Origin of the sequence: Pseudorhizobium flavum (genome assembly GCF_044142885.1) — a bacterium.
Taxonomy (GTDB): Bacteria; Pseudomonadota; Alphaproteobacteria; order Rhizobiales; family Rhizobiaceae; genus Neorhizobium; species Neorhizobium flavum.
Genome location: NZ_JBIOKZ010000002.1, coordinates 412,454 through 432,133 on the forward strand (window position 1 = coordinate 412,454; position 19,680 = coordinate 432,133).

The window sequence follows — 19,680 nt, forward strand, 5'->3', positions numbered from 1 at the left end:
AATGACTGCTGCCCCACGTCGTCTCGAGAGCTATGTCTGCGGAAGCTGGAACCCCGGCCGGAGCGAGGGGCAGCTTCTGTCCGACGCTGCGACCGGTGCGCCGGTGGCGCGCATCGATTCCTCCGGCATAGACTTCGCCGCCGTTCTCGACCACGGACGGCGGGTGGCTGGCCCAAAGCTGCGGGAAATGTCCTTCCATGACCGGGCGGCGATGTTGAAGGCACTCGGCCTGGCGCTCATGGAGCGGAAGGAGGAGTTCTACACGGAAAGCCTCCACACCGGGGCCACGCGCAGTGATGGCTGGATCGACATCGAGGGCGGCATCGGCACGATGCTGACCTTTGCCTCGAAGGCGCGCCGCGAGCTGCCCAATACCCGTGTCCTGACCGATGGCGAGGTGGAGCCGCTGTCGAAGGACAACAGCTTCGTTGCCCAGCACATCCTGACGCCGATGCGCGGTGTCGCGATCCACATCAACGCCTTCAACTTCCCGATCTGGGGAATGCTGGAGAAGATCGCGCCGACACTGCTGGCCGGTGTCCCTTGCGTCGTCAAACCTGCGTCGCAGACGGCCTACCTCACCGAACTGTGCGTCCGCCGGATCATCGAGACCGGGATACTGCCTGAAGGCGCGTTGCAGCTGGTCTGCGGCTCCGTCGGCGATATGCTCGACCATGTGACGGGACAGGATGCCGTGACCTTCACCGGCTCCGCCTGGACCGGACGCAAGCTCAAGTCGCATGCCCCGGTGGTCGCCAACTCGGTCCGTTTCACCATGGAAGCCGACAGCCTGAATGCGTCCATCCTTGGGCCCGATGCCGGTCCCGGCACCCCCGAATTCGACCTCTTCGTCAAGGAAGTCGCCCGCGAGATGACCGCGAAGGCGGGACAGAAGTGCACGGCTATCCGCCGCGTCATTGCTCCGCGCGCCCATGTTCAGGCGCTCGTCGCTGCACTCGGCGATCGACTGGGCAAGACGACACTCGGTCTCCCGTACGAAGAGGCGACCCGCATGGGGCCACTCGCCAGCCTCGATCAGCGGGAGGAGGTCCGGGCCCGCATCCGCGACCTGCAGGCCGATGCCGAGATCGTTGCCGGCAATCCGGACGAGGTGAAGACTGGTTCGGGAGATGCGACACAGGGCGCCTTCCTCAACCCGGTGCTGATGTATTGCGAGAAACCCTTCGGTGCTAGCGCGGTGCATGAGGTGGAGGCGTTCGGACCGGTCTCGACGGTCATGCCTTACGACGACCTCGAAGAGGCCGTCGCGCTGTCGCACCTGGGCAAGGGGTCACTGGTCTCGTCGATCTTCACCGACGATCCGGCCGTTGCAGCCGACGTCGTGCTGGGCGCAGCACCTTTCCATGGGCGTGTGCTGATCGGCAACCGCGCTTCCGCAAAGTCCTCGACTGGACATGGCTCGCCACTCGCGCCGCTCGTTCACGGTGGCCCCGGCCGCGCCGGTGGCGGCGAGGAGATGGGGGGCATGCGCGGCGTCAAGCACTACATGCAGCGCACCGCGGTGCAGGGCAGCCCGCGGCTCCTCTCGGCGGTGACAGGCCGCTGGGTGGATGGTGCGCCGGTGCAGCACGACATCCATCCTTTCCGCAAGTCGCTCGCAGAGCTGAGGATTGGCGACCAGCTAATCACGGCGGCCCGTCAGGTCACTCAGGAGGACGTGGAACACTTCGCGCACTTCACCGGCGATACCTTCTACGCTCACATGGACACGGAGGCCGCGCGGGCCAATCCCTTCTTCGATGACCGCGTGGCGCATGGCTACCTGATTGCGAGCTTTGCTGCAGGGCTGTTTGTCGAGCCCAATCCTGGTCCGGTCCTCGCGAATTATGGCGTCGACAACCTGCGCTTCCTGACCCCGGTCTACTTCGGCGACACGCTTCAGGTGCGCCTGACCTGCAAGGAGATCAATCCGCGCGCCAGTGCGGAGCATGGGGAAGTGCGCTGGGACTGCCAAGTGACCAACCAGAACGGCGCAGTGGTGGCGCAGTACGACGTGCTGACGATGGTGGCCAAGACCTGGCCAGCCGTTGCCGCCCAGGCCGCGGAGTAACCGTTCCGTCTGTAGCTACGGCGGGCCATTGATGCAATCATCGACCCCGCCGGATTCCCCTATGGGGAGGCGGTGCCCATCGACGGGTATCCCGTGGCCGTGGTGTGTGATGCGCTGCTCGCGATAGCAGCAGGGTTCAGCGGACGGCCTTGATCCCCTCGAGGATCAGCGTTGTCGCGACATCCGCATAGTCTTCGCGGCTGATGCGACCGCCATCCCGGAACCACATGTACATCCAGTTCATCATGCCGAACAGAGACATGGTGACGGGTGTGAGCAGGGGACGCTCGCGATTGTTCAGCGCCGGGTTGAGGAGGTCGATGACAACCGAGAAGCGGCGGACGATATGACGTTCGAGGCCAAGGATCTCGGCCTTCTGCTCATCGCTCAGCGTGTTGGTTGCGTTCAACTGCACCTTGTGCTGGTTGTCTGCTCCGCGATAGTTCTCCAGCACCGCGCCGACGAGCTTGCGAAGCCGCTCGCCTGGTGGGAGAGAAGGATCGTCGGCATCAGCGACGGCGGCGTCCAGCGTTTCAAGATGCGTGATGATGATTGCGAAGATCAGCGCGTCCTTGCTGGGATAATAGTGGTAGAGCAGGGCCTTGGACACCTGAGCATGACTTGCGACCTGGGACATGGAAGCTTTCTCCATGCCTTGCGTCGCGAAGACTTCCGCGGCCTTGTCCAGAATACTGCGCTGCTTCTCTTCAAAATCCTGAGCTCGTGTCCGAGCCATGGCAATTCTTTCCAAAATATCTCGGGCCTCGCGGTCGTTGCTCGAACGAGGCGCCGCGAGACTTGTTTCGTCTAATGACTCCGGCTGTGAATGTCACCCCGCGCGGATCACTCCTTCGGCCGGTTGTCGACGACCCGCTTCGCCTTCCCTTCCGACCGGGGAACGCCGTTCGGATCACAGACGAGAACACGCGTGGTGACGCCCACCACCGACTTGATGTGATGTGCAAGTTCCTTGGCCGAGAAGGCGCGTGCGTCCTCGGCGGACCGGTCGGCCGTGCATTCGACATGGACGGTCATGTTGTCCATCCGGCCGCTGCGTGTCAGTTCGATCTGGAAATGCGGCGCCAGTCCCTTGCACTTCAGAATCTGCTCCTCGATCTGGGTCGGGAAGACATTGACGCCGCGAAGGATGATCATGTCGTCGCTGCGACCGGTGATCTTCTCCATCCGCCGCATCGAGCGAGCGGTACCGGGCAGGAGGCGGGTAAGGTCGCGGGTGCGATAGCGCACCATCGGCAGACCTTCCTTGGTCAGCGTCGTGAACACCAGTTCGCCGAGCTCGCCATCCGGCAGCACTTCACCCGTCACCGGATCGATGATCTCGGGATAGAAGTGATCCTCCCAGATATGCAGGCCGTCCTTCGTCTCCACGCATTCCTGGGCAACGCCCGGACCCATCACTTCGGAAAGCCCGTAGATGTCGACGGCATGCATGTCGAAGGCTTCCTCGATCTCCTGTCGCATCGCATTCGTCCAAGGCTCGGCACCGAAGATGCCGACCTTCAGGGAGGACGCCCGCGGGTCCAGTCCCTGGCGCCTGAATTCGTCGAGGATCGACAGCATGTAGCTTGGCGTCACCATGATGATCTGCGGCTTGAAGTCATGCATCAGGGTAACCTGCCGCTCGGTCATTCCACCGGAGATCGGAATGACGGTGCAGCCAAGTCGCTCGGCGCCGTAATGTGCGCCAAGGCCGCCGGTGAACAGGCCATAGCCATAGGCATTGTGGAGCATGTCACCGGGGCGGCCGCCTGCCGCGCGAATCGAACGGGCAATGAGGTTAGCCCAATGGTCGATGTCGGCTGCCGTGTAGCCGACCACGGTGGGCTTGCCGGTGGTGCCGGAGGAGCCATGGATGCGCACCAGCTTGGACTGCGGCACGGCAAACATGCCGAAGGGATAGGTGTCGCGCAGATCCTGCTTGGTGGTGAACGGGAACCTGGCGATGTCCTTGAGCGACTTCAGTTCCTCGGGATGTACATCCTGTTCGATGAAGCGCTTCCGGTAAAAGGGTGAGTTCTCATAGGCATGCTTCAGCGACCGTTTCATCCGATGGAACTGCAGCGCTTCGATCTCATCGCGCGATGCTGTCTCGATCGGGTCCAGGTCTTTCGGGTTCGGGGTCAGATCTTCCATGGCTTCCTCCCTTGGAATGCTGGCGCGGTCAGGCGTCGACCGGAATATGGGTGCCCTTGACGGTGCGCGAATGGCCGCGGAATTCGGCAACTTGGACGCCGTCCTGATTGGTGATGCGGATGTCGTAGATGCCGGAGCGGCCGCGACGCGAGACCTCGGCGGCCGTGGCGGTCAATCGATCGCCGATGCGGACCGAGTTGATGTAGGTGATCGAGCAGTGCTGCGCGACGACCATCTCATTATAGCTGTTGCAGGCGAAGGCGAAGGCGCTGTCGGCGAGGGTGAATATGTAGCCTCCATGGCAGTTGCCGTGGCCGTTCGACATCGCCTCCGTGACAGTGACGGAGAGAGTCGCGTGTCCGGGCGCAATATGGTCCAGGCTCATGCCGAGCCGCTGGCTGGCCGCATCATCGTTCCACATCGCGTTGGCCGAGGCTTCGGCGATTTCCTGAGGGTTCATGTCTGCGACAGCTTTCATCGGCCCTTGAACTCCGGCTTGCGCTTTTCGAGGAAGGCAGTGACACCTTCCGCATAGTCTGCAGTACGACCGGCCGTCCGCTGGCAGTCACGCTCCATGTCTAGGTGCATGTCGAGGCTATTGGTCGCTGCCGCCTGGATTAGTCGCTTCGTGAGGCCCAGGCCGACGGTCGGACCGCCGGCAAGGCTCCCCGTGAGCGCCGTGGCTTCGTTGATCAATTGGTCATCATCCACGGCCTTCCAGATCATGCCCCACTCGGCGGCCTTCTCCGCCGTCAGTGGTTCGGCAGTGAGCGCCAGCGCCTTGGCGCGCGGTTCGCCCAATATGCGGGCAAGGCTCCAACTGCCGCCTGCGTCGGGGATCAGTCCGATCTTGGAGAATGCCTGGATGAACTTGGCCGAACGGGCCGCCAGCACGATGTCGCAGGCGAGAGCGATGTTGGCTCCAGCGCCTGCAGCCACGCCGTTCACCGCACAGACAACCGGCTTTTCCAGCGCGCGGATGAGCCGCAGGTTCGGATTGTAGAAGGTTTCAAGTGTGTGGCCGAGATCGGGGGCAGGGCCGCCCTTGCGCGGATCCCGATCTCCGAGATCCTGCCCGGCACAGAAGCCGCGCCCCGATCCGGTGATCAGAACGGCACGCACCTCCGAGTCGTCGCGGGCCTGCTCGAGCCCGGCGCGGAAGGCGAGGTGCATTTCCTCATTGAAGGAATTCAGCTTGTCTGGTCGGTTGAGGGTGAGCTTCAATACGCCATCGACAAGAGTCGACAGAACCGTTTCCGAACCGGTCATCTCTATCTCCCTGCCGCATCTCCCGGCGGCTCCTGAAGATTCTTGTTGCATAGTCCGACCGGTCGGTCAATTATAAAGGCGACCGGGGAGGAGCCCGGGTTGGGAGAGTGCCATGACCGATCTGTTCAGCCGCCATCGCGCGCTTCTGGAGCGTGCCGTCACGGCACTGCACGAGCGCAGCTACTGTACACCATATCCGGAAGTCCCCAGCAGCAAGAACTATGGCGAGACTGCCAAGGCAGACGGCGAGGCCGCCTTTGCAGCCCTGAAAGGTCAGCTCTTCCAACTCACCGGCCATCCCGAATCGTCTCGGCGAGGCGCGGAAGTTTCCCCCTGCGGCCCCGAACTCGGCATTACTTATCCCGCCTGTGAGCCGGCCACACTGATTGCAGCGGCAAAGAATGCAGCGCCGGCACTGGCTGCGGCCGGGATCGAGTCGCGCGTCGGCGTCTGCCTGGAGATCCTCCACCGCCTGAACCGGATGAGCTTCCTGATTGGTCATGCGACCCAGCATACGACCGGACAGGCCTTTGCAATGGCGTTCCAGGCCGGAGGTCCCCATGCCCAGGATCGGGGCCTCGAAGCGGTGGCAGTGGCCTGGGAGGAGATGACCCGTTTTCCGAGCGAGGCCCGGTGGGAAAAGCCGCAAGGGAAGGCCGCGCCGATCCTTCTCGAAAAGCACTGGGCGCTGGTTCCCGCCGGTGTCGCCCTGACCATAGGCTGCAACACGTTTCCGACGTGGAACAGCTATCCCGGACTGTTTGCGAGCCTCGCCACAGGTAATCCCGTCATCGTCAAGCCGCATCCGGCCGCCATCCTGCCGATGGCGCTGACGGTGCGCGTTGCCCGCGAGGTGTTGGCCGAAGAAGGCCTGCCCATGGACGCTGTGTTGCTGGCCGTGGATGCGCCGGGCGCGGAGATCACCACGGAACTGGCCACCGATCCGGCCGTCAAGCTAATCGACTATACGGGCTCCAACCAGTTCGGCGGCTGGCTGCGGGAGAATGCGCGACAGGCGCAGCTCTTCACCGAAGAGGCGGGCGTCAACAGCGTCGTCATCGCCGCGACGGACGACTTCGACGGCATGTGTGCGAACCTCGCCTTCTCCCTGTCGCTCTATTCCGGGCAGATGTGCACGGCGCCGCAGAACATCTACATTTCTGTCGACGGGATCGACACCGACAAGGGGCATCTGAGCTTCGACAGCGTGGCAGATGGCATCGGCAAGGCAATCGACGCGCTGCTGGACGATCCGGCGCGGGCGGCGGGCGTCTGCGGCGCTGTTGCCAATCCGGCAACGCTTGCCCGGCGCGACAGCGTCCGTGCCAGAGGCCGGGTGATCCGTGAGTCTGGCGCCTTGGGCGAGGGACGCACCGCCACACCGCTGCTGATAGCGGTCGATGCCGGTGACGCCGTCGCGGAGTCCGAGTGCTTTGGTCCGGTAGCCTTCGTCGTCGCCACGAAGGATGCCGATGACGGCATCGGGCGGGCGGCCGACCTTGCCGCGCGCAAGGGGGCTATCACGGCTGCACTCTACGATACCGACGAGGACCGCATCGGGCGCGCCATCGCAGCCTTCACGGCAGCGGGCGTCAACCTGTCAATCAACCTGACCGGCAACATCTTCGTCAACCAGTCCGCTGCCTTCAGCGACTTCCACGTCACGGGCGCCAATCCGGCAGGCAATGCGAGCCTGACGGACACCGCTTTTGTCGCAACCCGGTTCCGCCGCGTCATGTGGCGGCGGACCGTCACTTCCTGATATCATCATCGCATCATTCTCGAGGAGGAGAGTAGAATGAAAATGGCTCTGACCACTACCGCACTCGTACTTCTGGCCGGCCTCGGCCTGTCACCGGCCGCTCAGGCCGAGGTCCGCATCGGTGCCAGCGTTTCGGCGACGGGACCTGCCGCCTTCCTGGGCGACCCGGAGGCGAAGACGCTTGAAATGCTCGTCGAGGAACTGAATGCCGCCGGCGGCATCAATGGCGAGGAAATCAAGCTGGTGCTCTACGACGACGGCGGAGATCCGAACAAGGCACGTACCTTTGCCACACGTCTCGTCGAGGATGACGAGGTCGTTGCCATCATCGGCGGCACCACGACCGGCACGTCCATGTCGATCCTTTCGGTGACCGAGGATGCCGAGATCCCGTTCATCTCGCTGGCCGGCGCGATCGACATCATCGACCCGGTGAAGCCGTTTACCTTCAAGACCCCCCATACCGACCGGATGGCCTGCCAGAAGATCTTCGAGGACATGAAGAAGCAGGGCTACACCAAGGTCGGCATGATTTCCGGCACCGACGGCTTCGGCGCCTCGATGCAGGCACAGTGCAAGTCGGTCGTCGGAGATTACGGCATCGAGATCGTCGCCGACGAGACCTATGATCCCAAGGATGCCGACATGACGGCGCAGCTCACCAAGATCAAGGGTGCCGAAGGCGTGCAGGCAGTCCTTAACCCCGGTTTCGGCCAGGGCCCGTCCATCGTGACCCGCAACTACAAGCAGCTCGCAATCGACCTGCCGCTCTACCAGTCACACGGCGTGGCATCCGACGGCTTCATCGAGCTCGCCGGTGCCGACGCGGCAGAAGGCGTGCGTCTTCCCGGCACGGCGCTTCTGGTTGCCGGCCTGCTCGCGGATGATGATGCCCAGAAGCCGGTCGTCACGACCTACAAGACAGCGTACGAGGACAAGTTCAAGGCGCCGGTCAGCACGTTCGGCGGCTATGCCCGCGATGCCTTCCTCATTCTCACGGATGCCTTGAAGCGTGCAGGATCGGCCGAGCCGGCCGTAATCCGCGACGCGATCGAGTCCACCTCCGGCCTCGCTGGCACGACCGGTACCTACACCTTCTCTCCCGAGGATCACCTGGGTCTCGACCTGTCGGCGTTCCGCATGCTGGAGATCAAGGACGGTAAGTGGGCCCTGGTGGAATGATTGCCTGACCGGAGCCGGGTCCGCCGCGACCCGGCTCTCATGCCATCGGGACGGCCGCGCCCGGCTCTGCCGGACCGGCCAAGTGCAACCCTGCGACACCTATCCGAGCCGGAGAGCCTCATGTCGGAGCTTCTGCAATTCCTTTTCTCCGGCGTGACGGTCGGCGCGGTCTACGCGCTCGTCGCGCTCGGCTTCACGCTCATCTACAACGCTTCCGATGTGGTGAACTTCGCGCAGGGCGAATTCGTCATGCTGGGCGGCATGATCACGTGGTTCGTCTATGCCGCGGGCCTGCCCCTGCCGCTTGCTGCGCTGATCGCCATAGTGGCGACGGCGGCGCTTGGCGTTGCGATCAACAAGCTGGCGATCGAGCCGGCGCGCGGCGCGCCTGTCGTCTCGCTGATCATCATCACCATCGGTGCCTCCATCTTCATCCAGGGCGGCGCGCAACTGATCTTCGACAAGCAGATTCACACGTTCCCCGCCTTCTCCGGCGACGAACCGCTCCGGATCGGCGGCGCGACGATCCTGCCCCAGAGCCTCTGGGTGATTGGCGGCGCACTCGTGATCTTCGCAGGCTTGTGGGTCTTCTTCACCCGCACGCTCCTCGGTCGCGCGGTTCTGGCCACATCCAACAACCGGCTGGCCGCCCAACTGGTGGGGATCAACACGAATTTCGTTATGACCCTTTCCTTCGCGCTGTCTGCCGCGATCGGTGCCCTGGCCGGGGTGCTTGCGACCCCGATCACGCTGACCGCCTACAGTGTCGGGATCGGCTTTGCCCTGAAAGGCTTTGCCGGCGCCATGCTGGGCGGCATGGGCAATCCGAAGGGTGCGCTGGTCGGCGGTTTCCTCATCGGGCTGATCGAGGCGCTGACGGCCGGATACCTGTCCTCGCAATACAAGGACGCGGCTGCGTTCATCGTGATCCTGCTGGTGCTGTTCTTTCTGCCGCATGGTCTCTTTGGACGCCAGGCGACGCAACGGGTGTAACCATGAAGCTGACACCCAAACAGGCGACCCTCCTCACGCTTGCCGTGCTGATCGCGCTGACGCCATTCTTCTTTCCCTCCGGCTATTACTACCGTGTCGGGGCACTGATCTTCGTGAACGGGCTTGCGGTCACGGGTATCGTGATCCTGACCGGATATGCGGGCCAGATCAGCCTCGGTCACGCCGGATTTGCGGGTATCGGCGCCTATGCCTGTGCGCTCGCGCCGGTCCATCTTGGGATCCACCCGGCCTTCGCGGTCGTGCTGGGCGCGGTCATCTCTGCGGTTCTCGCGTGGTTGGTCGGCCGGCCGATCCTCCGGCTGAAGGGCTATTATCTGGCCGTCGCCTCGCTCGGCTTCGGCATTCTCGTGTCGATGGTGCTCAACAACGAGCGGGAACTGACCGGCGGGCCTGACGGGATCGACGTGGCCGATCTCGGTCTGCGCGGACTGCTGAAGGATTTCGGACTGGACCTCACGAACGGCGAGTTCTGGTATTTCTTCTCCGGTCTCTGCCTGCTCCTCGGCGCCTGGCTCGCGCTCAACCTCTACAACAGCCCGACAGGGCGCGCGCTGAGGGCGCTGCACGGGTCCGAGATCGCGGCGCGAACGGTCGGCGTCGACGTCGCCCGGATGAAGCTCAACGCCTTCGTTGTCTCCGCCGTCTATGCCTCGGTTTCCGGCTCGCTCCTGGCGCTGCAGAACAAGTTCATCACACCCGACGTGGCAGGCTTTATGCATTCGATCGAGATGGTCACGATGGCAGTTCTGGGTGGTGTCGGCTCGGTCCTTGGCGCCATTTTCGGCGCCGGCATACTGACGTTGCTTCCGCAGGTCCTGACAGTCTTTGCCGAATACGAGCAACTGGTCCTGGGTCTGGTGATGATGCTGGTAATGATCTTCCTGCGCGAGGGGCTTCTGCCCTCGATTCTGCGCAAGCTGAGGGGGACGGGTGAATGAGCGACCGCGATAGCCAGACGACGCTTCTGTCCGTCGAGGGTCTCGGGATCACCTTCGGTGGCTTGAAGGCCGTCAACGACGTCAGCTTCCAGGTGAAGCCCGGAGAGATCGTTTCGGTGATCGGGCCGAACGGTGCCGGCAAGACGACGCTCTTCAACATGATCTCGGGCATCTATCAGGCCGGCAGTGGTCGCGTGGTGCTCAACGGCGAGGATGTCACTGGAATGGAGCCGCATCTGCTTGCCCGCCGCGGCATGAGCAGAACCTTTCAGAACCTGCAAATCTTCCAGTCGATGTCCGTGCTGGACAATGCCGTGACCGGCTACCACCTTCAGGAGAAGGGATCGATCCTGGCGGACATGCTGGGTCTGCCTGCCTCCCGCCGCCGGGCGGAAGCCGCTCGGGATGGTGCGATGGGGCTGCTTGGCCGGGTCGGGCTGGAGCGGGCAGCGGAACGCGAGGCGGGAAACCTCTCCTATGGCTCGCTGAAGCGACTGGAGATTGCCCGCGCCCTGGCGTTGAACCCCAAAATACTTCTGCTGGACGAGCCAGCAGCCGGCTGCAACGCCGTGGAAACCGCAGAGATCGACCATCTGATTGCCGAGGTGGCGGCCTCGGGCGTCGCCATCTTGCTGGTCGAACACGACATGAAGATGGTCATGCGGATTTCCAATCACATCGTTGTTCTGGACCATGGCGAAAAGATCGCCGAGGGTGACCCGGCCACGGTCAGCAAGGATCCGGCTGTGATCGCCGCTTATCTGGGAGCTGAACATGCTGACCGTTGAGGGCTTGCGTTCGCGCTATGGGCGCATCGAGGTGCTGCACGGGATCGACCTCAGCGTCGACAGCGGCGAGATCGTTACGGTCGTAGGAGCCAACGGGGCGGGAAAAACCACGCTTCTGCGCTGCCTTTCGGGCGTCCAGCCGGTGACGGCGGGGCAGATCACGTTCCGCGGCGAGGCGTTGACGCCGGCGCCGGCCTACAAACGGCTGCGCCGTGGTCTCGCTCAGTCGCCCGAAGGGCGGCAGATCTTCACCAATCTGACGGTCGAGGAGAACCTGAGGCTCGGAGCCTTCCTGTTCAACGACGACCGGGTCGAGAAGGACATGGAGGACGCCTTCCAGATGTTCCCGATCCTGCGGGAGAAGCGCAATCTGGCAGCAGGCGGCCTTTCGGGCGGGCAGCAGCAGATGCTCGCCATGGCGCGGGCGCTGATGGGCCGGCCCTCGTGTCTTCTGCTCGACGAACCGTCGATGGGGCTGGCGCCGATCATCGTCAGCCAGATCTTCGATGTGGTCAAGGGATTGAAGGCTCTCGACGTGACCGTGCTTCTGGTGGAGCAGAACGCCTTCGGGGCCCTCAAGATCGCCGATCGTGGCTATGTCATGGAAACTGGCCGCATCACCATGTCGGGCGCGGCGGAAGAGCTGATCGCCGATCCGCGCATCCGCGAAGCCTATCTGGGAATATGAAATGTCTGTCGTCACCATCGCTCGCGAAGGCGAGATCGCCGTCGTCGCCGTTAACAATCCGCCCGTCAATGCGCTGGGTCAGATGCTCCGACAGGGGCTTTGGGACGCGGTCGGTGCGCTGGATGCCGATCCGTCCGTGCGGGCTGTGGTGCTGATCTGCGAAGGACGGACCTTCATCGCCGGTGCTGACGTGACCGAATTCGGCAAGCCGCCGGTGCCGCCACACCTTCCTGATCTGGTCGACTGTATCGAAGGTGCCGCAAAGCCGTGGGTCGCAGCAATCCATGGATCGGCCCTTGGCGGCGGGTTCGAGATCGCCATGGGGTGCCGGTTCCGTATCGCACTGGACGGCGCCTCGGTCGGGCTTCCCGAGGTTGGCCTTGGCATTGTTCCCGGTGCATCCGGAACGGTCCGAACACCGCGTCTTGCCGGCGTCGAGGCTGCGGTTGAGCTGGTCACCAGCGGCAAGCCGGTGAAGGCGGCGAAGGCTGCCCCCCTTGGGCTCGTGGATGCCGTCGTCACGGGTGATCTGCGCAGTGAAGCCATCTCCTTTGCCCGTGCGGCGCTCGAACGTCCACTGCCACCGCCTATCTCGCGACGGCCTGTCGAGGCGCCCGAACCAGGTTTCTGGGAGAGGCAGGAGAAGGCAATCTGGAAGCGAGCGCGCGGCGAAATTGCGCCGCTCCGAGCGCTCGCATGTCTTCGGAAGGCCGTAGAGGCTGACTTTTCCGATGCCATGGCATTTGAGCGGGCGACATTTCTGGAACTTCGGAGTTCGGAGCAGGCGGCGGCCTTGCGTCATGTGTTCTTCGCAGAGCGCGCTGCCGGGCGCCCCTCTCATCTGGCTGCAGCAGAGCCTTTGCCGATCCGGTTGGCCGGCGTCGTGGGGGGAGGCACAATGGGTGCGGGCATTGCCGTCGCCCTGAGCGATGCGGGGCTCCCGGTCGTGTTGGTCGAGCGGGATGGCGAAGCGGTAGAGAAAGGCCTCTCCAACATCCGCAACGTCTATGATGGAGCGGTCAAGCGGGGCCGTATGACGCCGGACACCGCCGCCGAGAGACTGTCCAGGGTCACTGGCACAACGGATTATGCGGCTCTCGCCGATGCCGATCTCGTCATCGAGGCGGTGTTCGAGGAGATCGGCGTGAAAAGAGCGGTTTTCGGCGAACTGGGGCGGATCTGCCGGCCGGACGCGGTCCTAGCGACCAATACATCTTATCTCGATCCCCGACTGATCGCCGAAGGCCTGCCGAATCCGGAACGTTTCATCGGCCTGCATTTCTTCAGCCCCGCCAATGTGATGAAGCTGCTCGAGATCGTGCCCGTTCCGGAAACGGCACCTGCTGTGGTCGCCACGGGCTTTGCGCTCGGAAGGATGCTCGGCAAGATCCCGGTTCAGGCCGGCATCTGCGAAGGCTTCATCGGCAACCGCATCCTGAAGCGGTATCGCGCCTCTGCCGAGGCGCTGGTGCGGCAGGGCGTGGCGATCGACGCAATCGATGCCGCCATGCGCGCCTACGGGTTCGCAATGGGACCGTTCGAAGCCCAGGACCTCGGTGGACTGGACATCGCGTTCCTACAGCGCGAAGGTGCACGGGCAGCGGGGCAGGATGTGGCAGAGACCCTGGGCGATATCCTCGTTCGGGTCGGACGAAAGGGGCAGAAGACCGGGGGCGGCTGGTATGACTATGCCGCTGGCGATCGGACGCCACATCCGTCAACGGCGGTGGCCGAGCTCCTGTCTTCGCAGATCAATGGCAAAGCGGACTTGTCTGCCAAGGAAATCGCAGAAAGCCTGGTAGGGGAGATGGCGGAGGAGGGTGCCGCAATCCTCTCGGAAGGAGTGGCCCGACAGGCTTCCGACATCGACCTCGTCGAGATCCATGGCTACGGCTTCCCGCGCTGGCGCGGTGGGCCGATGTTCGCGACCCGCTCGAAATAGTCCGTCACCGATAGCTGCTAGATAGACAACCGAAAAAGGCCGCGCTGCATAACCAGCGCGGCCATTTGAATCGTCCCGTAGATCCGTTTGCCTAGTGCAGGATCTGGCTCAGGAAGAGCTTGGTGCGCTCGTGCTGCGGGTTGTCGAAGAATTCCGCCGGCTCGTTCTGCTCGACGATCTGCCCCTGGTCCATGAAGATGACGCGATTGGCGACCTGGCGAGCGAAACCCATCTCGTGGGTCACGCAGATCATCGTCATTCCTTCTTCGGCGAGGCTCACCATCGTGTCCAAGACCTCCTTGATCATCTCCGGGTCGAGAGCCGAGGTCGGCTCGTCGAAGAGCATGATCTTCGGGCTCATGCACAGCGAGCGGGCGATTGCCACGCGCTGCTGCTGTCCACCGGAAAGCTGGCCGGGATACTTGTTTGCCTGCTCGGGGATCTTCACCCGCTCCAGGTAGTGCATGGCGATCTCTTCGGCCTTCCTCTTCGGCATCTTGCGAACCCAGATCGGCGCAAGCGTGCAGTTCTCCAGGATCGTCAGGTGCGGGAAGAGGTTGAAGTGCTGGAACACCATGCCGACTTCGCGGCGCACTTCGTCGATCTTCTTCAGGTCGTTGGTCAGTTCGATGCCGTCGACTACGATACGGCCCGACTGGTGCTCTTCAAGGCGGTTGATGCAGCGGATCATCGTCGACTTGCCGGATCCGGAAGGACCGGCGACGACGATGCGCTCGCCCGTCATGACGCGCAGGTTGATGTCGCGCAGCACGTGGAAGTCTCCGTACCACTTGTTCATGCCGATGATATCGATTGCGATATCGGTGGCGGAGACGGAAGGCGTGGTGGGTTGGGCGTCAGCCATTGTTTTCCCCTTGTCTTATCGTTTGTGGCCGGTGTCGAGATGGCGCTCCATGAAGGCGGAGTAGCGCGACATCCCGAAGCAGAACAACCAGAATATGAACCCGGCAAAGATCAGGCCGGTGCTTGGCGTGATCGGCGTGATCCATCGCGTGTCGGTGAAGTTCAACTGCACGATCCCGAGCAAGTCGAACATCCCGATGATGGACACCAGCGACGTATCCTTGAAGAGGCCGATGAAGGTGTTGACGATGCCGGGGATCACGAGCTTGAGCGCCTGCGGCATGATGATCAGCCGTGTCTTCTGCCAGTAGGTCAGGCCGAGGGAATCGGCGCCCTCGTACTGACCCTTCGGGATCGCCTGCAGGCCGCCGCGAACCACCTCGGCCATATAGGCCGACGCGAATAGCGCCACGCCAACGAGGGCGCGGAGGAAGTTGTCGATCGTCCAGCCCGTCGGCAGGAAGAGCGGCAGCATGACGTTGGCCATGAAGAGGACGGTAATCAGCGGCACGCCGCGGATCACCTCGATGAAGGTGACGCAGATCACCCGGATAACCGGCAGATGCGATCGTCGGCCGAGGGCGAGCAGGATCCCAATCGGCAGGGACACAGCGATCCCGACGAACGACAGGATGAGTGTGACCATCAGGCCGCCCCAGAGCGGCGTCTCGACTCTTTGCAGGCCGAAGACACCACCGTGCAGCAGGAAGAAGGCGACGATCGGGAAGATGATGAAGAGAACGAGCGCGTTCCACCCCTTGTAGGGCAGTCGCGGCATCAGCATGGGGGCCAGAACAGCGGCGAAGAGCACGGCCACCAGGGTCGGGCGCCAGCGCTCGTCAATAGGGTAGCGGCCAAACATGAACTGTTCGAAACGCTCGCTGACGAATGCCCAGCATGCGCCACTCCAGCCATCGGGCTGGACGCCTCCTTGGGCAAGGGTGAGGCAGGCGGTTCGGTCAGGTCCGCTCCAGACGGCATCGAAGAAGAGCCAGTTCAGCATGTCCGGGACAGTCCAGACAAGCAGGGCGATCGCTAGGATCGTCAGAGCGGTGTCCTTGGGGGTCGCAAAGAGATTGCTGCGGATCCAGCCAATGGCGCTTCTTTCGCTGGCAGGGGCAGGGCGGGGAGCGAGGAGTTCGGCGCGGACAAAGCCGAGAGAGTTCGTTCTCATCACTTACCTTTCCACCAGCGCCATCTTGGCGTTGAACCAGTTCATGAAGATCGACGTCACGATGCTGATGCTGAGATACACAGCCAGCCAGATCGACACGACCTCGATTGCCTGACCGGTCTGATTCATGGTCGTGCCGCCGGTCGCCACGAGTTCGGGAAAGCCGATGGCGATGCCGAGCGAGGAGTTCTTGGTCAGGTTGAGGTACTGGCTCGTAAGCGGCGGGATGATGATCCGCATTGCCTGCGGCATGACGACCAGCCTCGTCGTCGTCGATGGCTGCAGCCCGAGCGCAGACGCGGCTTCCGTCTGGCCCTTAGGCACGCCCTTGATGCCGGCGCGGAAGATCTCCGCGATAAACGACGCGGTATAGAATGCGAGCGCGAGGTAAAGCGCGACGAATTCCGGCGCGATCACGCTGCCGCCGGTGAGGTTGAAGCGGCCTGCAACCGGGTAGTCGAACGTCAGCGGCATCCCGCCGAGGATGAATGCGAGCAATGGCAGCCCAACGATCAGCGCCATGGCGGTCCAGACGGTGTGGAATGGTTGTCCGGTCGCTGCCTGGCGCGCCTTTGCCCATCGCGCGATGACAAGAGCGGCAATGACTGCGACGACGAAGGCAATCGGGATGAGGGTGGCGCTATCTCCCCATATCGGCCGGGGGAAAGCCAGACCGCGATTGTTGAGGAACATGCTGAATGGCAGTTCCAGGGAATCGCGCACCTGCGGTAGTGCGCCAAGGACCCCCTTGTAGAAAAAGAAGATGACGAGCAGCACGGGGATGTTGCGGAACACCTCGACATAGATCGTGCAAAGCTTGGCGATCAGCCAGTTCCGGGAGAGGCGCCCGATGCCGATCAGAAAGCCGATGATCGTTGCGGTGACGATCCCGACCGCCGCAACGAGCAGCGTGTTCAGGAAACCGACGAAAATGGCTCGGCCATAGGTCGAGTCGCTCGTATAGGGGATCAGCGACTGGCCGATATCGAATCCGGCACGGCCCTTCAGGAACTGGTAACCGGAAGCGGTGTTGGAACGCGCGAGGTTTTCGGTCGTGTTGTCGAATATCCACCAACCCACGAAGATGGTGATGACGAGAGTGAGCGCCTGAAAGAACAGCCCGCGAAACTTCGGATCGTAGATGTACGAAGTCAACGATCGTCCAGCGGGCGGCGCAGCTACAGCGTGATCGGTCATGCCGGCCTATTTCCCCTTCGACCCTTTTCGGGTCTTCTTTTCTTATGGTTCAGAAGGGATGAGGCGAAGCCGCCTCATCCCGGATCGATTGCCGATCAGCGGATCGGCATTGCGTACTGAAGGCCGCCATCGGTCCACAGTGCATTGAGGCCGCGCTCGATCTTCAGCGGCGTGCTCATGCCGATGTTGCGCTCGAACACCTCGCCGTAGTTACCGACGTGCTTGATGATGTTGTATGCCCAGTCATTGCCGAGGCCGAGGTCGGTTCCGATCTTGGAATCGGCTTCAACACCGAGAAGACGACGGATTTCCGGGTTCTCGGAGTTCTTCATCTCGTCGACGTTTGCCTGCGTGATGCCGAATTCCTCAGCCTGAACCATGGCGTAATGGCTCCAGGAGACGATGTCGAACCACTGGTCGTCACCCTGGCGGACTGCCGGGCCGAGCGGCTCCTTGGAGATGATCTCCGGCAGGACCATGTGCTCGTCAGGATTGGAGAGCGACAGGCGGATCGAGTAGAGGCCCGACTGGTCGGTCGTATAGACGTCGCAACGACCTTCCTGGTAAGCGGCGTTCACTTCCGGCAGCTTTTCGAAGACAACCGGGTTGTACTGGAGGTTGTTGGCCTTGAAGTAGTCCGCCAGGTTCAGTTCGGTCGTGGTTCCAGACTGGACGCAGACCGCGGCGCCGGAGAGCTCAAGCGCCGACTTTACGTTGAGCGACTTCGGGACCATGAAGCCCTGACCGTCATAGTAGTTGACGGTACGGAAATTGAGGCCGAGAGCCGTGTCGCGGTTGATCGTCCACGTCGTGTTGCGGAACATCACATCGCCTTCACCCGACTGCAGTGCCGTGAAGCGGGTCTGTGCGGTGGTCGGGGTGAACTTCACCTTGGACGGATCATTGAAGATGGCAGCAGCAATTGCGCGGCAGTAGTCGACGTCGAAACCGGTCCAGTTCCCCGACGCATCCGGCGCAGAGAAGCCTGCAAGCCCGGTGTTGACCACGCATTGTACGAAACCTTTCGCCTTGACGTCGTCAAGGGTGGCAGCGGATGCAGCCGAGGCGGCGCCCAGGACTGCTGCGCCAATCGTGGCAGACAGAAGCGTCTTTTTCATTTTCCCAACCTTTATCTTTTGGTTTTCTAATCTCGTCGCGATGAAGTTCGACAGCCGAACCCATGCCGCGCCCCACCAACCTCCCGGATGCGGGGAGCGCTATCACAGTCGTAAACGCCAGCATGGTCAAGTCTGCGGCGTTCAAATTGTGTCCAAAAAGAGTCAAACCTTCCTGATATGCCTAATGCAGTGACAGACTCCCAAACCTTAGGCAGTGGTTGCCAAATGCATTGGCGATGGTGCCATCCGCAGCTGTCGCCTCGGGCTTGACCGGCCTCACGACAGGCGGCAACATCCGGCCACCTTCCAGCAGAGAGCCTCTTCCGACATGAAAAACAGGTCTACCTTGTCCGCCGACGCCGGCGTCAACACGCGTCTCGCCCATGTGGGGCATGACCCGTTCAGCTATCACGGCTTCGTCAATCCCCCGGTAGTCCATGCATCGACGGTCCTGTTCCCCGATTGCCGCGCCATGGAGACACGGGCGCAGAAATATACCTACGGAACACGAGGCACGCCGACCACGGACGCGCTGTGCGAAGCTCTTGATGAACTCGAAGGCTCCGCCGGAACCATTGTGGTCCCCTCAGGCCTCGCAGCGATTTCGGTGCCGTTCCTGGCCTTCCTCTCTGCGGGCGACCATGCACTCATCGTCGATTCCGTCTATGCCCCGTGCCGGCTGTTCTGCAACACGATGCTGAGGCGGATGGGCGTGGAGATCGAGTACTATGATCCCGAGATCGGCGGCGGGATCGAGAGCCTGATGCGGCCGAACACGAGGCTGGTGCATACGGAAGCTCCTGGCTCCAACACCATGGAGATGCAGGATATCCGTGCAATTTCGGAGGCCGCCCACCGTCACGGATGCGTGGTAACCATGGACAATACATGGGCCACGCCTCTCTACTTCCGCCCGCTGGATTTCGGGGCTGACATCTCCATCCATGCCACCACCAAATATCCGTCGGGACACTCGGATATCATCATGGGATCGGTGTCCGCGAACGCCAAGTGCTGGCCGCAACTGCATGATGCTGCCATCACGATGGGGATATGCGGCTCGCCGGACGATTCCTATCAGATCCTGCGTGGATTGCGGACGATGGGCGTCCGACTGGAGCATCACCAGAAAAGCGCACTCGAGATCGCGCGGTGGCTGGAGAGCCGGGATGACGTCGCGCGGGTCCTGCATCCGGCCTTGCCGAGCTTTCCGGGGCACGAGATCTGGAAACGCGACTTCAAGGGAGCGAGCGGCGTCTTTTCCTTCGTGCTGAAGGTCGACGATGCCGGCCGTTTCAGCAGGAAGGCCCATGCCTTGCTCGATACGCTGTCGCTCTTCGGGCTCGGTTATTCCTGGGGTGGCTATGAGAGCCTGGCGGTGCCGGTCAACCTTTCGGACCGGACGATCCGCAAGGCACCACTGGATGGACCGGTCATCCGGCTGCAGATCGGGCTCGAAGACGTTGCTGACCTGAAGAGGGATCTCGAGGCAGGCTTCGCGGCCGCAGCGGCTGTCTAA

17 protein-coding genes are annotated in these 19,680 nt (G+C 62.7%); 9 read left to right on the top strand and 8 right to left on the bottom strand.

Annotation, left to right across the window (positions count from 1 at the left end):
• Position 1 precedes the first annotated feature (1 nt).
• Positions 2–2,071 carry a phenylacetic acid degradation bifunctional protein PaaZ gene (gene paaZ, locus ACEPP2_RS05475; RefSeq protein ID WP_395516023.1) on the top strand — a complete coding sequence of 690 codons (2,070 nt, stop codon included), beginning with the start codon at positions 2–4 and terminating at the stop codon, positions 2,069–2,071.
• A gap of 136 nt (positions 2,072–2,207) precedes the next feature.
• Here the strand turns inward: paaZ and ACEPP2_RS05480 are convergent, their stop codons facing one another.
• The 4 genes from ACEPP2_RS05480 to paaG form a co-directional block, all read right to left on the bottom strand.
• Positions 2,208–2,807, bottom strand: a complete 600-nt coding sequence (locus ACEPP2_RS05480) for a TetR/AcrR family transcriptional regulator (protein WP_077546547.1) — start codon at positions 2,805–2,807, stop codon at positions 2,208–2,210.
• 107 nt (positions 2,808–2,914) lie between these two features.
• Positions 2,915–4,225 carry a phenylacetate--CoA ligase PaaK gene (gene paaK, locus ACEPP2_RS05485; protein WP_077546546.1) on the bottom strand — a complete coding sequence of 437 codons (1,311 nt, stop codon included), beginning with the start codon at positions 4,223–4,225 and terminating at the stop codon, positions 2,915–2,917.
• Between the two features lie 28 nt (positions 4,226–4,253).
• Positions 4,254–4,703, bottom strand: a complete 450-nt coding sequence (gene paaI / locus ACEPP2_RS05490; RefSeq protein ID WP_395516024.1) for a hydroxyphenylacetyl-CoA thioesterase PaaI — start codon at positions 4,701–4,703, stop codon at positions 4,254–4,256.
• Positions 4,700–5,494, bottom strand: coding sequence for a 2-(1,2-epoxy-1,2-dihydrophenyl)acetyl-CoA isomerase PaaG (paaG, locus tag ACEPP2_RS05495; RefSeq protein WP_395516025.1), 795 nt, complete (start codon positions 5,492–5,494; stop codon positions 4,700–4,702). Before paaG ends, paaI begins: the two co-directional genes overlap by 4 nt.
• Before the next feature lie 112 nt (positions 5,495–5,606).
• Here paaG and paaN point away from each other — a divergent pair, with 112 nt between their 5' ends.
• The 7 genes from paaN (at position 5,607) to ACEPP2_RS05530 (ending at position 13,808) form a co-directional block, all read left to right on the top strand.
• Positions 5,607–7,256 carry a phenylacetic acid degradation protein PaaN gene (gene paaN, locus ACEPP2_RS05500; RefSeq protein ID WP_395516026.1) on the top strand — a complete coding sequence of 550 codons (1,650 nt, stop codon included), beginning with the start codon at positions 5,607–5,609 and terminating at the stop codon, positions 7,254–7,256.
• A gap of 36 nt (positions 7,257–7,292) precedes the next feature.
• Positions 7,293–8,438 carry an ABC transporter substrate-binding protein gene (locus ACEPP2_RS05505; protein ID WP_077546542.1) on the top strand — a complete coding sequence of 382 codons (1,146 nt, stop codon included), beginning with the start codon at positions 7,293–7,295 and terminating at the stop codon, positions 8,436–8,438.
• 120 nt (positions 8,439–8,558) lie between these two features.
• Positions 8,559–9,431, top strand: a complete 873-nt coding sequence (locus ACEPP2_RS05510; RefSeq protein ID WP_052638637.1) for a branched-chain amino acid ABC transporter permease — start codon at positions 8,559–8,561, stop codon at positions 9,429–9,431.
• A gap of 2 nt (positions 9,432–9,433) precedes the next feature.
• Positions 9,434–10,390, top strand: coding sequence for a branched-chain amino acid ABC transporter permease (locus ACEPP2_RS05515; protein WP_077546540.1), 957 nt, complete (start codon positions 9,434–9,436; stop codon positions 10,388–10,390).
• Complete coding sequence (locus tag ACEPP2_RS05520) at positions 10,387–11,178, top strand: ABC transporter ATP-binding protein (RefSeq protein ID WP_395516027.1); 792 nt, start codon at positions 10,387–10,389, stop codon at positions 11,176–11,178. Before ACEPP2_RS05515 ends, ACEPP2_RS05520 begins: the two co-directional genes overlap by 4 nt.
• A complete protein-coding gene (locus ACEPP2_RS05525) occupies positions 11,165–11,866 on the top strand; it encodes an ABC transporter ATP-binding protein (RefSeq protein ID WP_395516028.1) in 702 nt (233 codons plus the stop codon). The genes ACEPP2_RS05520 and ACEPP2_RS05525 overlap by 14 nt, the downstream gene beginning before the upstream one ends.
• A 1-nt stretch (position 11,867) precedes the next feature.
• Positions 11,868–13,808 (top strand): 3-hydroxyacyl-CoA dehydrogenase NAD-binding domain-containing protein, encoded by a 1,941-nt coding sequence (locus ACEPP2_RS05530; RefSeq protein WP_395516029.1) that lies wholly within the window; start codon positions 11,868–11,870, stop codon positions 13,806–13,808.
• Between the two features lie 91 nt (positions 13,809–13,899).
• Here ACEPP2_RS05530 and ACEPP2_RS05535 read toward each other — a convergent pair whose 3' ends face one another.
• The 4 genes from ACEPP2_RS05535 to ACEPP2_RS05550 form a co-directional block, all read right to left on the bottom strand.
• Positions 13,900–14,673 carry an amino acid ABC transporter ATP-binding protein gene (locus tag ACEPP2_RS05535; RefSeq protein WP_052638633.1) on the bottom strand — a complete coding sequence of 258 codons (774 nt, stop codon included), beginning with the start codon at positions 14,671–14,673 and terminating at the stop codon, positions 13,900–13,902.
• A gap of 15 nt (positions 14,674–14,688) precedes the next feature.
• Positions 14,689–15,846: an amino acid ABC transporter permease gene (locus ACEPP2_RS05540; RefSeq protein WP_395516030.1), complete on the bottom strand. Its 1,158-nt coding sequence runs from the start codon at positions 15,844–15,846 to the stop codon at positions 14,689–14,691.
• Between the two features lie 3 nt (positions 15,847–15,849).
• Positions 15,850–17,043 (bottom strand): amino acid ABC transporter permease, encoded by a 1,194-nt coding sequence (locus ACEPP2_RS05545; RefSeq protein WP_395516031.1) that lies wholly within the window; start codon positions 17,041–17,043, stop codon positions 15,850–15,852.
• Between the two features lie 95 nt (positions 17,044–17,138).
• Entirely contained in the window at positions 17,139–18,161 is a 1,023-nt protein-coding gene (locus ACEPP2_RS05550; protein WP_052638630.1) for an amino acid ABC transporter substrate-binding protein, read from the bottom strand.
• A 328-nt stretch (positions 18,162–18,489) separates the two neighbouring features.
• Between ACEPP2_RS05550 and ACEPP2_RS05555 the strand changes: the two genes are divergently transcribed.
• Entirely contained in the window at positions 18,490–19,680 is a 1,191-nt protein-coding gene (locus tag ACEPP2_RS05555) for a cystathionine beta-lyase (RefSeq protein ID WP_077546534.1), read from the top strand.